The sequence below is a fragment of the Roseateles sp. GW821-FHT09H10 genome (assembly GCF_059415865.1).
Genome location: NZ_JBWKOB010000001.1, coordinates 61,858 through 76,717, shown reverse-complemented (window position 1 = coordinate 76,717; position 14,860 = coordinate 61,858). Strand labels below are relative to the sequence as shown.

At 70.2% G+C, this 14,860-nt stretch carries 10 protein-coding genes and 1 riboswitch; of the genes, 4 read left to right on the top strand and 6 right to left on the bottom strand.

Features of this window, described 5'->3' with window-relative positions; genetic code table 11:
• Position 1: 1 nt before the first annotated feature.
• The 3 genes from AC07OY_RS00335 (at position 2) to AC07OY_RS00325 (ending at position 6,299) form a co-directional block, all read left to right on the top strand.
• Positions 2–2,206: a molybdopterin-dependent oxidoreductase gene (locus tag AC07OY_RS00335; protein ID WP_495040532.1), complete on the top strand. Its 2,205-nt coding sequence runs from the start codon at positions 2–4 to the stop codon at positions 2,204–2,206.
• A gap of 166 nt (positions 2,207–2,372) precedes the next feature.
• Positions 2,373–2,468, top strand: a riboswitch (cyclic di-GMP riboswitch).
• A gap of 51 nt (positions 2,469–2,519) precedes the next feature.
• On the top strand, positions 2,520–4,319 hold the full coding sequence (locus AC07OY_RS00330) for a S53 family peptidase (RefSeq protein WP_495040531.1): 1,800 nt from the start codon (positions 2,520–2,522) through the stop codon (positions 4,317–4,319).
• A 39-nt stretch (positions 4,320–4,358) separates the two neighbouring features.
• Positions 4,359–6,299, top strand: coding sequence for a serine hydrolase domain-containing protein (locus AC07OY_RS00325; RefSeq protein WP_495040530.1), 1,941 nt, complete (start codon positions 4,359–4,361; stop codon positions 6,297–6,299).
• Positions 6,300–6,368: 69 nt separating this feature from the next.
• Here the strand turns inward: AC07OY_RS00325 and AC07OY_RS00320 are convergent, their stop codons facing one another.
• The gene (locus AC07OY_RS00320) at positions 6,369–6,719 is read right to left on the bottom strand and encodes a hypothetical protein (protein ID WP_495040529.1); all 351 of its coding nucleotides are present in this window, start codon (positions 6,717–6,719) and stop codon (positions 6,369–6,371) included.
• 183 nt (positions 6,720–6,902) lie between these two features.
• Positions 6,903–7,604: a winged helix-turn-helix transcriptional regulator gene (locus tag AC07OY_RS00315; RefSeq protein ID WP_495040528.1), complete on the bottom strand. Its 702-nt coding sequence runs from the start codon at positions 7,602–7,604 to the stop codon at positions 6,903–6,905.
• Between the two features lie 106 nt (positions 7,605–7,710).
• Here AC07OY_RS00315 and AC07OY_RS00310 point away from each other — a divergent pair, with 106 nt between their 5' ends.
• Positions 7,711–9,135 (top strand): FAD-binding oxidoreductase, encoded by a 1,425-nt coding sequence (locus AC07OY_RS00310; protein WP_495040527.1) that lies wholly within the window; start codon positions 7,711–7,713, stop codon positions 9,133–9,135.
• Between the two features lie 4 nt (positions 9,136–9,139).
• On the opposite strand, the gene AC07OY_RS00305 is transcribed toward AC07OY_RS00310, so the two are convergent.
• The 4 genes from AC07OY_RS00305 to AC07OY_RS00290 all read right to left on the bottom strand — a co-directional run bounded on the left by AC07OY_RS00305 (position 9,140) and on the right by AC07OY_RS00290 (position 14,828).
• Positions 9,140–9,886, bottom strand: coding sequence for a hypothetical protein (locus AC07OY_RS00305; RefSeq protein WP_495040526.1), 747 nt, complete (start codon positions 9,884–9,886; stop codon positions 9,140–9,142).
• Positions 9,887–10,026: 140 nt separating this feature from the next.
• Positions 10,027–12,123, bottom strand: a complete 2,097-nt coding sequence (locus AC07OY_RS00300) for a DUF4304 domain-containing protein (RefSeq protein ID WP_495040525.1) — start codon at positions 12,121–12,123, stop codon at positions 10,027–10,029.
• A gap of 42 nt (positions 12,124–12,165) precedes the next feature.
• Positions 12,166–12,771, bottom strand: coding sequence for a response regulator transcription factor (locus AC07OY_RS00295; RefSeq protein ID WP_495040524.1), 606 nt, complete (start codon positions 12,769–12,771; stop codon positions 12,166–12,168).
• 155 nt (positions 12,772–12,926) lie between these two features.
• Positions 12,927–14,828, bottom strand: a complete 1,902-nt coding sequence (locus AC07OY_RS00290) for a sensor histidine kinase (RefSeq protein WP_495040523.1) — start codon at positions 14,826–14,828, stop codon at positions 12,927–12,929.
• Positions 14,829–14,860: the final 32 nt, after the last annotated feature.

Below are 14,860 nucleotides of genomic sequence, written 5' to 3'. Positions count from 1 at the left end.
CATGTCCGATAGCCATTACCGCATCTGCCCCCTGTGCGAGGCCTGCTGCGGCCTGGAAGTGAAGACCGAAGGCGCCAAGGTCATCGCCATCCGCGGCGCCGCCAACGACGTCTTCAGCCACGGCTATCTCTGCCCCAAGGGCGTCAGCCTGAAGGACCTGCACGAGGACCCCGACCGCCTGCGCACGCCGCTGATCAAGCGCGACGGCGAGTTCGTGCCGGCCAGCTGGGACGAGGCCTTTGCCGAGATCGAGAAGCGCCTGCTGCCGATCTGGCGTGAGCATGGGCCCGACTCGGTGGCCCTGACCATCGGCAACCCGGCCGCGCACAAGGTCAGCCTGCTGGCCTACACGCCCCGCCTGGTGCGGGCCCTGGGCACGCGCAATGCCTTCAGCGCCTCGACGCTGGACCAGATGCCCAAGCAGTTGAGCGCCGGCCTGATGTTCGGCCACTGGCTGTCCATCCCGCTGCCCGACATCGAACGCTGCGACTACCTGCTCATCCTCGGCGGCAATCCGATGATCAGCAACGGCAGCCTGTGGACGGTGCCCGACTACCGCGGCAAGGCCAAGGCCATGCGGGCGCGCGGCGGGCGCATCGTCGTCGTCGACCCGCGCCGCAGCGAGACGGCCGCGGCGGCCGACGAGCACCTGGCCATCCGGCCTGGCGGCGACGCGCTGCTGCTGGCCGGCATCGCCCACACCCTCTTCGACGAGGGCCTCGTCAAGCTGGGCCGCCTGGCCGAGCACATCAACGGCCTGGAAGAAGCCCGCGCCGCCGTCGCGCCGTTTGCACCCGAGGTCACGGCCGCCGGCTGCGGCATCCCGGCCGAGGTGCAGCGCCGCATCGCCCGCGAGATCGCCGCGGCGCCGCATGCCGCCGTCTATGGCCGCATCGGCACCTGCACGACGCGCTTCGGCACCGTCAATTCCTGGCTGGTCGACCTCATCAACGCGCTGACCGGCAACCTCGATCGCGAAGGCGGCGCGATGTTCGCCAAGGCGGCCGCCTTCGCGCCCAATACCCAAGGCAAGCCGGGCAGCGGCAAGGGCATCACGACGGGGCGGCGCAAGAGCCGCGTCTCGGGCGCCCCCGAGGTCTTCGGCGAACTGCCCATCACCGTGATGGCCGAGGAGATGGAGACCGCCGGAGAAGGCCAGATCAAGGCCCTGATCAGCATCGCCAGCAATCCGGTGCTGTCGGCTCCCGGCGGCCCGCGCATCGCGCAGGCGCTGGATGGCCTGGACTTCATGCTCAGCATGGACATCTACGTCAACGAGACCAGCCGCCATGCCGACGTCATCCTGCCGGGCCTGTCGCCGCTGGAAGACCTGCACTACGACGTCGCCTTCCCTCAGCTCAGCCACCGCAACCACGCGCGCTTCTCCGGCCCCGTCTTCGACGCGCCGGCCGGCACGCCGCAGGAGTGGCAGACCATCCTGCGCCTGTGCGCCCTGCTCGAGGGCCGGGGCTTGAGCGTCGACGTGGGCCAGCTCGACGACGAGGCCATCGAGGCCGATGTGCGCCGCTTCGCCGGCGACCAGACGCCCGCCGTGCTGGCCGCCCTGCAGCCCTGGCGCGGCCCCGAGCGCCTCATCGACCTGCAATTGCGCGTCGGCCCCTATGGCGACCAGTTCGGCCGCAAGCCCGACGGCATCAACCTCGCCAAGGTCAAGGCCGCGAGCACGATCGAAGGCGGTGGCGTGGACCTGGGCGCGCTGACACCGCGCATTCCCGAGATCCTGCGCACGCCCAGCGGCAAGATCGAACTGGCACCGCCCTCGGTGCTGGCCGACCTGGCCGAGGTCAAGACCGAGCCGGCGCCCGAGTTCAGCCTCATCGGCCGCCGCGACACGCGCTCGGGCAACAGCTGGATGCACAACCTGCCCGTGCTGGCCAAGGGGCCGGACCGCTGCACCCTGCTGGTCAATCCGGGCGATGCCGATCGCCTGGGCCTGGCCGAGTTCGCCAAGATCAAGAGCGCCGTCGGCGAGCTGATCGCACGTGTCGAACGCAGCGCCGACATGAGCCCCGGCGTCGTCAGCCTGCCGCATGGCTGGGGGCATGACCTCGACGGCGTGCAGCTGGCCGTGGCACGCGAGCGGCCCGGCGTCAACATGAATGCGCTGCTGGACGATGCGGCGCGTGATCCGTTGAGCGGCAATGCCGTGCTGAGCGGCGTGGCGGTGGAGATCGCGCCGGCGTGAGCGTGCTTTTGTGTCCCGTGTGACACAAAGCAACGACACGGCAGTAACTCACGAAACCCAGACTGGCGGCAGTTCAAGCTCACGCCGCCCGTCGAGGCAGAAGTCACGCACCGCTTTCACCGGGCAGTGCATGCCGCCACCTCGGCGCCTAGACTGAAGCTGTTTTAAACCCTGAGGGCAAACCCGTCGAAAGGCAGGGACGCAAAGCCACCGGCCTAAAGCACTTGCATCACGCAGGCGCCACGGCAGCGGGGCCGCCAAGACCAGCAGGTCTTGATCGGCGTGGCCCTCTGCTTTGCACGAGAACCTGGCCATGCGCAGTACCCGCCACCTCTCTCTGACTCTCAGCCTGCTGACCGCCGCGGCCCTGGCCGCCTGCGGTGGCGGCAGCGGCGGCGACAGCCCGACCGTCCAGGTCAGCGAGTCCGTCTCGGTCATCAACCTCAGCGTGGACCTGACCGAAGGCAGCGAAGCCGTGGCCCAACCGAGCTTTCACGCCGCGGCCGTCGAGCTGGACGCGCCCGTTGACGGCGCCGAGCCGCACCGCGCCAGCGCCCGTGCCGGCGTCTCCACCAAGGGGCTGACCCTGGCCGCGCTGGACGACACGCTGCGCCGCCGCGCCCTCGCCGCCGAAGCCGGCGAGGCCAGCCCCATGGCCGCGTCCACGCCCGTCACCGTCTACACGCCGGCCCAGATCCGTGCCGCCTATGGCCAGCCGGCCCTGCCCGCCAGCACCACCGGCCTGACGGCGCCCCAAGCCGCCCAGCTCGGCGCCGGCCAGACCATCTACATCGTCAACGCCAAGCACGATCCCAACATCGTCGCCGAGCTGGCCGCCTTCAACGCCAAGTTCAACCTGCCGACCTGCACGACGCGCACCCTGGCCGCCAACACCAGCCTGCCACTGGCAGCCGCCTCCAAGACGGGCTGCGAGCTGGTCGTCGCCTACAGCACCAGCGCCGGCGCCCTGACCGCCACCGCGCCCGGCTACGACAGCGGCTGGGCCACCGAGATCGCTCTGGACGTGCAGTGGGCCCATGCCACCGCGCCGCTGGCCCGCATCGTCCTCATCGAGGCGCCGGATGCCGGCGTGGGTAGCCTGTCGCGCGCCGTCGGCCTCGCCAACCGGATGGGCCCCGGCGTGGTGTCCATGAGCTTCGGCGCCGGCGAGGGCAGCTGGACGTCCAACTACGACAGCGCCTTCACCGGCAGCGGCATGAGCTATCTGGCCGCCACCGGCGACGACGGCATGGCCGTGGCCTGGCCCTCGGTGTCGACGCGCGTCGTCGCCGTCGGCGGCACGACGCTGAGCTACAGCAGCGGCGCGCGCAGCGAAACCACCTGGAGCGGCACCGGCGGCGGCACCAGCGCCTATGTGGCCCTGCCCAGCTACCAGAGCGGCACCGTCGGCGGCTATGCCAGGCGCGCCGTCGCCGACGTGGCCTTCAACGCCGACCCCAACTCCGGCCAGTACGTGGCCCTGATCAGCCCGGGCACGACGACGACGCGCTGGGTCAGCGCCGGCGGCACCAGCCTGGCCACGCCGCAGTGGGCCGGCCTGCTGGCCGTCGCCAACGCGATGCGCGCCACGTCCAGCAAAGCCATGCTCGGCCAGCCGCATGCCGCCCTCTACCAGCAGATCGGCGCCGTGCCGACGGTCTATGCCAACGCCTTCAAGGACGTGACCACCGGCAGCCACGGCACCTGCAGCAGCTGCGTCGCCAAGACCGGCTACGACACGCCGACCGGCTGGGGCACGCCCAATGTCAGCGCCCTGCTGAGCAGCCTCAGCGGCGTCAGCGTCGCCACCTCCGGCAGCGGCACGACCACGGCGCCCGCCACCAGCGGCCCCACGCTGACGACGACCAGCCTCAGCGGCATCGCCGGCAAGGCCTTCAGCGGCACCATCGGCTACTCCACGCCCGGCGCCACCTCGCTGGACATCAGCATCAGCGGCGCCGCCAGCGGCATGAGCTTCTCCGCCAGCAGCACCGGCCTGACGGTGAACTGGGCCCGGCCCGTCGCCGGCCGCACCAACCTCGTCATCACGCTGAAGGACAACCTCGGCCAGACGACGACCGGCAGCGTGACCGTCACCATCAACTCGCAGTGATCCGGCTCTAGCATGCGGGCTCCTCATCCAGGAGCCCCCATGCGCCGTTCGCTGATCGCATCCCTGCTTGCCGCTGCCTTTGCGGCCCAGGCCGACACCACCCCCGCCGGCCACAGCTACACCCCGCCCGAAGCCTTCGCCGCCAGCACCGCGGGCGCGGCGCTGAAGTTCACCGCCCCCGAGGGCGATGCCAGCGTCACCGTCGTCGAGCTGGCCGCGGCCAAGGACGCCGCCGATGCCGTCGCCCAGGCCTGGGCCCGGGTCGACCCGGCCTTCAAGCGCACGCTGCGCCTGGCCACGCCGCGGGCCAATCGCAATGGCTGGGTGGACCAGCAGGTCTTCGAGTACGAAACCTCGCCCAACGAGAAGCTGGTGCTGCAGGCCATCGCCCGGCGCAGCAGCACCGGCGACGGCAAGGCCTGGGTCGTGCTGCTGCTGCAGGCCTCCGAGGGCACGCTGGAAAAGCGCGGCGCGCCCATGGGCAAGTTCTTCGCCAGCCTGCGTCCCAAGGGCTATGAGCGCGAGAGCTTTGCCGGCAGATCAGCCAAGCCGCTGGCGCCCGAGCGCGTCGAACAGCTCAAGGCCTTCATCGCGGACGGCATGAAGCAGCTCGACGTGCCCGGCGTGGGCCTGAGCTTCATCAACGACCGCCAGGTGGTCTGGGCCGGTGGCCTGGGCGTGCGCGAACAGGGCAAGCCCGCCAAGGTGGACGGCGACACCCTCTTCATGGCCGCCAGCAACACCAAGTCCATGACGACGGCCCTGCTGGCCCGCGCGGTGGACGCCGGCAAGCTGCGCTGGGACCAGCCCGCGGTCGAGGCCTACCCGGGCTTCAAGCTGGCTGATCCCGACGTCACCAAGAGCGTGCTGATCAAGCATCTGGTGTGCGCCTGCACCGGCATGCCGCGCCAGGACCTGGAGTGGCTGTTCGCCAGCGGCAAGGCGCCGGCCCAGTCGACCTTCGACCAGCTCGGCGCCATGAAGCCGACCAGCAAGTTCGGCGAGGTCTTCCAGTACAGCAATCTGATGGTGGGGGCCGGCGGCTACGTCGCGGCCAGCGCGCTCAAGCCCGGCAAGGAGATCGGCGTGGCCTATGACCAGGCCATGCAGGAGCTGCTGTTCGCGCCGCTGGGCATGAAGAACACCACCTTCGACTACGCCCGTGCGCTGCGCGGCAACCACGCCATGCCGCATGGCGACGCACTGGACGGCAGCACCCGCCGCGCCAGCATGGACCTGAACTACACCATCATCCCGGCCCGCCCCGCCGGCGCGGTGTGGACATCGCCGAACGACTTCAGCCGCTGGGTGCTGATGGAGCTCAACAAGGGCCGCACGCCCGAGGGCCAGCCGCTGATCGGCGAGGCCAACTGGGCCGAGCGCTACAAGCCGCAGGTCATGGTCAGCGAGGACATCCACTACGGCATGGGCCTGTTCGTCGACCGGCAGTACGGCATCACCGTGGCCTCGCATGGCGGCGACATGCTGGGCTTTCACTCCAACATGATCTGGCTGCCCGAATACGGCGTCGGCGTGACCATCCTGACCAACTCCGACGCCGGCGTGCTGCTGCGCGGGCCGCTGCAGAGGAAGCTGCTGGAGGTGCTGTTCGACGGCCGCCCGGAGGCCGACGAGCGCCTCAAGGTAGCAATAGCCAACCGCAAGGCCGAAGCCGCCAAGCAGCGCGAGCTGCTGACCCTGCCCATCCCGGCCGACGCCATCAAGCCCCTTGCTGCCAGCTATGTGTCGCCCGACCTCGGCCGCATCCAGGTCAGCAGGAAGGGCGGCCAGGTGCGCTTCCAGTTCGACCACTGGAACAGCGAGGTCGCGCTGCGCAAGAACGAGGACGGCACGCAGAGCTACATGACGATCGACCCCGGCATCGGCGGCATCGAGTTCGTACGCGACGACAAGGCGGCACAGCCCACACTGGTGCTGCGTGACGCCCAACATGAGTACCGCTTCGTGGCGGTGCGCTGATCAATAAAAAGGAAAGGCCGGTCCGCAGGCGCCGCGAGCACCTGCGCCGGCCATCACGAACGCTGCAACTCAACGCATCCTGTCGGTCTCCAGCGCGATGCGGTCGACGCTGCCGTCGCCATTGCGATACAGGCGCAGGCGGCGCAGGCCGTCGGGGCTGACGAGCAGCTCGGCATTCTCGGCGCGCCAGGTCTCCAGCGGGCTCTCGTCGACGCTGACGCCCAGGCGGCGCACGCCGACGTGGACCTTCAGCGTGCGGCCGTCGTCCAGCAGGTATTCGCCCTGGGCACTGCGCAGCATGGCGCGGTCAGCCACGGCGGGCACGGTGGGTTCCTGGGCACTCGCGGGCGCGGTCAGCGTCAGGGTGGCGAGCAGAGCGGCCGTGAGGGTGAGGGGCCGCAGATTCGTCCAGGTCTTCATGGTGAGGTACTCCTTAGGTTCCCCGAAGCCAGTCGCTTCGGCACAACCTCCAGTGCAAACCCCATGCCAACTCGGATTGCCAAGAACTTCACGGTCAAACGGCATCTTCAATCCGTATTCGCCCCAGGTGCGGGCCGGAACGCCCCGTAACGCATCGCCATGCCTCGCGATGGCGCCTGACCCTCAGCCCACCCGAGGCTTCGTCAGCACGGCGCTGCGCGTCGGTGCGAAGGCGCTGGTGCCCAGCCAGCGCCACAGGTCCTGCGCATCGCGCCTGGCCCCGTCGACACGGACATCGCCAGCGCCCAGCGCCTGCTGGGGCGAGATGTCGCCGGCCCAGATCTCCGTCAGCGCCCGCACCGTGGCATCCACCACCAGGGTCAGCTCGCGCCCGGGGTCGGTGCGGCACAGGTCGGCCACGCCCTCTTCCACCACCAGCCACCACGAGGCCTCGCCGCTGCGGGCATCGCGGAACTGGAAGTTGACGATCACGGGCCGGGCCGGGAACTCCGGGATGCGGGCGAAGCGCCGGATGTCCCACATCAGCAGGCCGGCATCCAGTTCGTCGTCGCGCAGCCGGCTGCCTATCCAGCGCGCGCCCCAGTGGCCCAGGGCCATGACGATGGGGCGCAGCTCCTCGCCGGCGGCCGTGAGGCTGTACTCCCAGACCTTGCCGGCCGCGGTGCGGCGCAGGATGCCGAACTCCTCCAGCCGCTGCAGCCGCTGGGCCAGCAGGCTGGTGGACATGCGCGGCACGCCGCGGTGCAGGTCGTTGAAGCGCTTGCTGCCGCACAGCAGTTCGCGCACCACCAGCGGCGTCCAGCGCTCGCACAGCACTTCGGCCCCGCGGGCGACGGTGCAGAACTGGCCGTAGCTGTTGTCCATGCTCACCCCTGGCTTTGCAAACGCTTCAGATTCTGGACTGGCCGGGAGCCGACGTCCCAACGATGCTGTCGACGTCGCAGCTTCGATGGACACCAGGAGACCCAAGATGACGATCAGACTCACAGCCATGAACGGCGGGGCCGTGGACCTCGATCCGGCCGCCCTGCAGGCTTTCAGGGCCGCCTTCAAGGGTCGGGTCTTGACGGCGGACGATGCGGACTACGAGGAGGTGCGCAAGGTCTGGAACGCGATGATCGACCGGCGCCCCGGCCTCATCGCGCGCTGCACCGGCACGGTCGATGTCGTGCAGGCGGTGCGCTTCGCGCGCCAGCACGGGCTGCTCTGCTCGGTGCGCAGCGGCGGCCACAACATCGCCGGGCTGGCGGTGTGCGAGGGCGGACTGATGATCGACATGTCGCTGCTGCGCGGTGTCTGGGTCGACCCGTTGCGCCGCACCGCGCTGGCGCAAGCCGGCTGCACCCTGGGCGATGTCGACCGCGAGACGCAGGCCCATGGGCTCGCCGCCGTGCTCGGCTTCGTCTCGGCCACCGGCATTGCAGGCCTCACCGTCGGCGGCGGCTTCGGCTATCTGACACGCCGCCATGGCTGGACCTGCGACACGGTGCTGTCCATGGAAGTCGTGACCGCCGATGGCGAGATCAAGCGCGCCTCGGCCGACGAGAACGCCGAGCTGTTCTGGGCGCTGCGCGGCGGCAGCGGCAATTTCGGCATCGTCACGGCCTTCGAGTACCGGCTCTTTCCCGTCGGCCCCGAAATCCTGGGCGGCGCCATCGCCTGGCAGGGCGAGGATGCGCAGCAGGTGCTCGAGGCCTGGCGCGAGTTCAGCGCCGCGGCGCCACGCGAGCTCACCAGCGTGGCCGTGCTGCGCACCGCGCCACCGGCGCCCTGGCTGCCCAAGGAAGTGCATGGCAAGCCCATAGCGGCCATCTTCATCTGCCACGCCGGCAAGGTCGAGGACGGTGAAGCGCTGCTGGCGAAGCTGCGCGAGACGGGCAAGCCCATCGCCGACATCGTGACGCGGCGGCCCTATGTGCAGATGCAGAGCCTGCTGGACGCCACCCAGCCCAAGGGCCGGCGCTATTACTGGAAGTCGCACTACCTGCCCGCCATCCAGCCCGGGCTCATCGACGCGGCCGTGGCGCACGCGGCGCGCTTCGCCTCGCCGCATTCGGCCATCCTGATGTTCCAGATCCAGGGCGCCATCGGCGAGCTGCCGGCGGGTCACTCACCGGCCGGCAATCGCGATGCGGCCTATGTGCTGAACATCGCAGGATCCTGGGAGAAGCCCGAAGACGACGCGCCCAATATGCAATGGGCGCGCGACTGCTTCGAAGCCACGCGGGCGTTCTCGACCGGCGGCACCTACATCAACTTCCTGACCGAGGAGGAAGGCCGCGACCGCGTCGAGGCCGCCTACGGCCGCCCCAACCTGGACCGGCTCGCCACGCTCAAGCAGGCCTACGACCCCGACAACTTCTTCCGCCACACCAAGGGCGTCAGCGGGTCTTGAGGGACTAGGCCGCGACCACCAAGGTCGCTTCGAGGCGGCTCGCGAGGTTGACCGCCCGCAGCAGGGTCTTGAGCGAGGCGGCGCTGACGGGCCCCAAGGCCTCTGGCACCCCGCCCGACAGATCCAGCAGCCGCGCGAGCAGCCGGGCGCGCTCGGCGCTGATGGGGCCGCCAAAGGCCAACATCTGCAGCAGCTGGCTGGAGTTGAGCTGCAGCTTGGGTCCCAGCCAGCCGCCCCATTTCCTGACGGCGGGTGCCTTGAGTTCGAACATGCGCGAGCGGCCGCGCCGCGCGTCGACCACCGCGCCATCGATGCCGCGCTCGCCCAAGTAGCGGACCAGGCGCTGCAGGCCGGCGTCCTTGACGTCGTTCGGCAGCCGCGCGAGCAGCCAGCGTTCGGTCTCGGCCGTGATGGGGGCCTGGACCTTGCCGATGCAACCCAGGCCCCGGCCCGATACATTGGCCGGGCAGCCGCGGCAGTCGTCGTCCAGGCCTTGCAGCGGCTCCAGCATGTCCCGCAGCCGGCCGACGGTGACCTGCATCGGCTTGGACGCCCCGTCCGGACCTTCGAACGCGATCTCGACGGTGCATTTGCTGGCCAGGGTCTCGTCGTCGGCGTGGGGGAATTGCTCGCGGAACTTGGCGGTCGCGGACTCGGCAATGCCGCGGTGATTCACCAGCGTGCGCAGCCGGGCCTCCGGCATGTGCCGGCGCGGCGCACAGGGCTGCTGCAGGACGAACTCAATGCCCATCGGATCCCTCCCGGCCTGGTTGGACGGCTATACAGGGAGTTTCTACGACGTCGTCGTTCTTGGGCGCCCCGCAAGCAGGTGGTCGTCACCGGCGCAGACGCCTTCCGTCCCGGCTTCGCAAATACCCTGGTGCCAGCGTTTCAGGGGCGGCGCAGCGGCTCGGCCAAGGCCTGGGTCGCCGCTTTGGCGCGTTGCTTTTCTGCCGCTGCGGCAGCACAGGCCTGTACGAATTCCTGCGCCGATCCACCCAGGCCGGCCAGCAGGCGCAGGCCCAGCTTGCCGACGCCCGGGGCGCGGGCGCCATGATTGGGCAGGCGCAGCCAGGCGGCCTCGGTCAAGGTGCGCCAGACCGGAGCCAGCGTTTCATCCGGCATGCCGCGATCCGCCCAGCTCCACAGCAGCAGGCCGAGCAGCAGGTTCTCACTGTCCTCACCCAGCACCGCGCCGACGCCCGGTCGCATCCGCGTGGTGGCCCATTCGGTCGTGCCGCTGCTGTGCTCGAAGGCGCGCAGGCGGTCCAGCACCCAGGTCTGCCAGTCAGACCGATGCTCGGACGGGAGCGCAACCACCTGGGCGGCGAGCGCCTTGAGCGTGCGGGGCTTGGTGTCGATGTCTTCCAGCCAGGCTTGCAATACCGGGCTCAGCGCTTCGCGCAGCGCGGGCTCAGCCTGCCGCCAGGCAAGCATCGCCGGGCCACCCCAGTCGTCGGCCTCGCAATGCACGGGCAGCTGGCCAGTGACCGGGTCGCGGCGCAGCCAACGGCGCCAGGCGCGCACGGCAGCCTTGTCATCAGGGGCAAGCGACTGCTCGGGATAGGCGGCGAGGCGGGCGAGCGTCGCTGGTGTGTCCTGTGCAGCAAGCTCGGCCTCGTAAGAGACGCGCTGCTCCAACTGCGACGCGTAGTCGGATGAGTTCGGGTCCAGCGGTCGGCTGTACCACTCCGCCAACGCCTGCTCCGTCGCCTGGTGGCGCAGCGGCATCAGCACGGTCAAGCCTTGCAGCCAAGACTCCATGCCGCGGCGAAGGCTCGCCTCCTGTGGCTGCTTGGCCAGCCAAGCGGCGACCTTGGCAAAGCCCCAGGAATACTGAGCGGTCACCGTGTCCTGATCCAGGCGTGTTTGCAGTGCCCGCAGGGTCGTAAACAACGCTGAAGCTTGCTGGGGCTTCTCGAGCTTGGGCAGCAGGGCCTGCAGAAGCATGGCGACGTCGTAGTTGGACTCTGACTCCTCCGATTGATGGCGGATCGGGTGCCGCGTGATCGGGGTCTCCAGCGCCAACAACTGTTGCAGCAGCGCCAGCAGCACCGCCTCGCGCTCGGGCGCATCCAGCGCTGCCACGCCCACGCCGCTTTGTAGGTCGACCAGCGGCCTGGGGTCGTCGCGCCAACGCGCCTGCCACTCGGCCAGCCAGGCGGCGGCCAGCAGCGCCGGATCGGGTCGTTGCAGATCAAGTTGCGCCCTCAACTCGGCGGCGTGGGCGGCATGGCGCGCGTCTTCGCTGGCCTCTTCAGCCTCCCGGCGCAGGGTCCAGCTGTTCTTCTTTGGCGAAGCGCCAGGCGCGGGCAGGGTCGCGCAGTTCACGCCCAATGGCTCCAGCCAGTTGCGCAGGCCCTTGATGTAGTTCGGTGACGCTGAGTCCAAGCTCAACTGGTGTTCTTGCAGCAAACGCTCGGCGCCCGCGTTGTCGCCCAGCGTGATAGCGGCCGCGACGGGCGCATCCACGTCGTCCGCATCCTCGAAGTCTCGCACCGCAGCTACCGAGGCATGGCGCGCGAACCACGGCAAAGCATGCTGCTCCACGGCTTCGACCAGTGCATCCGCCAGCGCAGGCAGGTATTCATCGGCGCTGAGCTTGATTTCCCAGCCTGCGAGCCGGTGATCTTCCGGCACCATGTTCTGCAAGCGCTCGCGCAACTGCCCGAATTCCTCACCCACCTTGTCCAGCAGGTCGGCCGACCACTCCGCGCCCGGCCGTGCGGCTTCCACGCGCTGGATGGCCGGGAACTGCAGCGCGAGGTTCACGTAGAACACCCCGCTGGCACCCGAGTTCCATTCGCCGGACTGGAAATTGATGATCTGCCAATGCCGGTCCACGCCCTCGCCGGCCTCGCGCAGCAGGTTGCGGCCCTTGCGCGTGAAGCCCCGGGCCGCCAGGGCCTGGCCCAGCCGCTTGGCCAGGTAGTCGATCTTCAGGCCGACCTTGTCGTCATGGCCGGGGCAGGCCAGCTCCTTTGCCATCTTGTCATCCTCCGTGGCGGCATCCTGCCACGGGGCATGGCACTAACGCCCCGCAATCAGGGTGGCCACCTCCGCCGCCGACCGCACGCCCAGCTTCGCAAAAACCCGCGCCCGGTGCACTTCCACGGTGCGGATGGACACGTTCAGCTCGTCCGCGATGATCTTGTTGAGCTTGCCCGCCGCCACCCGCAGCATGACCTCGCGCTCGCGCTCGGTCAGGCTGGCCAGGCGCGCGCTGCGCTCGGCTGCCTGGGCGCCCTCGGCCTGCATGGCGGCGTCCACGGCCAGGGCCTGCTCGAGGCGGTCGGCCAGCGCGTTGTCGCTGTAGGGCTTCTCGAGGAAGTCGAAGGCGCCCTTCTTCAGCGCCTCGACGACCATGGGAATGTCTCCATGGCCGGTCAGGAAGAGCACCGGATTCTTCAGCCGCAGCGCCAGCAGTTCGTCGTGCAGCCGCGTGCCGCTCATGGGCTCCATGCGCACGTCCAGCAGGAACACCCCCTTGGGCGGCGGCTCGATGGACAGCGCATCCAGCAGCGCCGGTCCGCTGGCAAACGTGCGCACGTCCAGGCCGCGCGAACGCAGCAGGAAGGCCAGCGCGTCGCGCACGCCGGGGTCGTCGTCGACGAGGTGGACGGTGCCTTTAACCATGTCAGTTCTCCGTTGGCGGCGCGGCGTTCGCGGGCCGAGCGCCGGGCCGTTCCCAAGCCGGCCCGCTTTGACGATGTGCTTGCGGCTCGATGCCGCGAGCATCGCCGTCCCCGCGGGGGACCGGCCAAGATACTCCTGGGACGAGGGGCTCCATATCAGCCATGGACGGTCTCCCGAGTGAGGGGCAGGCTGAAGGAGAACGATGCGCCGCCGGTGCTCGCATCGCTGGCATCGAGCACGCCCTGGTGGGCCTCGACGATGGAGCGGCAGATGGCCAGGCCCATGCCCATGCCCTCGGCCTTGGTGGAATAGAAGGGCGCGCACAGCTGCTCGACGCGCCGGCCCTGCAGGCCGGGGCCGTTGTCGCGCACGTCCACGCGCACGAAGTCGCCGACGACGCGGCTGCTGACGGCGATGCGCCGGCCGGCCTCGCGGGCCAGCAGCGCGTCGGCCGCATTGCGCACCAGGTTGATGACGACCTGCTCGATCAGCACCGCATCGGCCAGCACCGGCGGCACGCCGGGCGCCAGGCTGAGCTCCAGCGCGATGTCGCGGCGCTGGGCGTCGCGGCGCAGCAGGTCGACGGCGGCGCCGATGACCTCGTTGAGGTCGCAGGGCTCGTGGCGGGGCTCGCGCCGGGTCAGGAACTCGCGGATGCGCGCGACGATGCGGCCGGCATGCTCGGCCTGCTGGCCCAGGCGCTGCAGGGCGCCGAGCACGAGCTCGTCCTGCACGCCGAGCTTGGCCAGGGAGTTGCTGATGCCGGCGTTGTAGCTGGCGATGGCCGTCAGCGGCTGGTTGAGTTCGTGGGCCAGCGTGGACGCCACCTCGCCCAGCATGGTCAGCCGCGCGTTGTGGGCCAGGGTCTCGACCTCGCGGCGCTCGCGCTCCTCCAGCCGCTTGCGCTCGGTGATGTCGAGGATGCTGCCCATCCAGCCGATCTGGCGGCCCCCCGCGTCCACCAGCGGCGACTCGAACACCATCACGTCCACCATGCGGCCGCTGCTGTGCCGCCAGCGCGCCTCGAAGCCCTCGCGCGGCGCCTGGCCGGCCAGGCTGCGCCGCGTGCGCTCGGTCATCTCGTCCAACGCGTCCGGCGGCCAGTAGGGCATGGGCGGCAGCAGGCCGACGAGCTGGTCCTGGGCCAGGCCGACCATGTCGCAGAAGGTGCGGTTCACATAGAGCAGGCGGCCGTCGAAGTCGCGGGCGCGCAGGGCGACCAGGGCCGAGTCCTCCATCGCACGCCGCCAGGCGGCCTCGGTGCGGCCGGCCACCTCGGCGCGCTGCACCTGGCGCATCTGGCGGCGGATCAGCCAGGTCGCGACGGTGATCAGCGGCAGGAAGCCGGCCACCAGCACCCAGGCCAGGGGGCGCAGGCCGTCGGTCACCGGTTCGCGCAGCGTCAGCTCCAGGGCGGCATCGGCCAAGGTGGCTTCGGTCAGCGGGCTGGCCCGCAGCGGGCCGGTCAGCGCGACGCGGTAGCTGGGCCGCGGGCCCTGGGCGGCACGCAGCGGCGACTCGGTGCTGGAAGCGATGACCTGGTCGGCGCTGTCGACCAGCTGCAGGTCGTATTTGCGCGCCAGCCACCAGGGCACGCCGCGCTTGAGCAGCAGGGCCGGCGCATAGCGCACGACCAGCACGCCGTCGGGCGCCACGCGCGCCGTCAGGTGCAGGGACAGGCCGTCCTCGTAGCGGTTGGCGGCGGACTGGTCCGGCACCTCGGCCAGCACGCGGTTGTGGCCGTCCAGCCAGGTGACGGACAGCCACAGCCGCCGCAGCCCGGCGTTGACCTCGGGGTGGGCCGCCAGCAGGGCCTGGCTGGGCGGCCGTCCGGCCAGACCCTCGGCGAGCTTGTGCAGATGGGCCTGCTCCTCGTCGATGCGGCCATGCAGCTGGGCCTCGGTGCTCAGCGCATCGGAGATCAGCGTCTGGCGCTGCGACTCCTGCTCCTCGATGGCATTGCCCCGCACCCAGGCCAGCACGCCGCCCACGAAGATGAGGGACAGCAGCAGCGGCGCCAGCCACAGGCTTCGGGAAGGCAGCTCATGCGGCTTCATGGCCTGAGTCTAGGGAGGCGCGGAGGCGTCGG

Coding starts and splice junctions, on each gene's coding strand:
- AC07OY_RS00335 (WP_495040532.1), top strand. CDS start 2: ATGTCCGATAGCCATTACCGCATCTGCCCCCTGTGCGAGGCCTGCTGC.
- AC07OY_RS00330 (WP_495040531.1), top strand. CDS start 2,520: ATGCGCAGTACCCGCCACCTCTCTCTGACTCTCAGCCTGCTGACCGCC.
- AC07OY_RS00325 (WP_495040530.1), top strand. CDS start 4,359: ATGCGCCGTTCGCTGATCGCATCCCTGCTTGCCGCTGCCTTTGCGGCC.
- AC07OY_RS00320 (WP_495040529.1), bottom strand. CDS start 6,719: ATGAAGACCTGGACGAATCTGCGGCCCCTCACCCTCACGGCCGCTCTG.
- AC07OY_RS00315 (WP_495040528.1), bottom strand. CDS start 7,604: ATGGACAACAGCTACGGCCAGTTCTGCACCGTCGCCCGCGGGGCCGAA.
- AC07OY_RS00310 (WP_495040527.1), top strand. CDS start 7,711: ATGACGATCAGACTCACAGCCATGAACGGCGGGGCCGTGGACCTCGAT.
- AC07OY_RS00305 (WP_495040526.1), bottom strand. CDS start 9,886: ATGGGCATTGAGTTCGTCCTGCAGCAGCCCTGTGCGCCGCGCCGGCAC.
- AC07OY_RS00300 (WP_495040525.1), bottom strand. CDS start 12,123: ATGGCAAAGGAGCTGGCCTGCCCCGGCCATGACGACAAGGTCGGCCTG.
- AC07OY_RS00295 (WP_495040524.1), bottom strand. CDS start 12,771: ATGGTTAAAGGCACCGTCCACCTCGTCGACGACGACCCCGGCGTGCGC.
- AC07OY_RS00290 (WP_495040523.1), bottom strand. CDS start 14,828: ATGAAGCCGCATGAGCTGCCTTCCCGAAGCCTGTGGCTGGCGCCGCTG.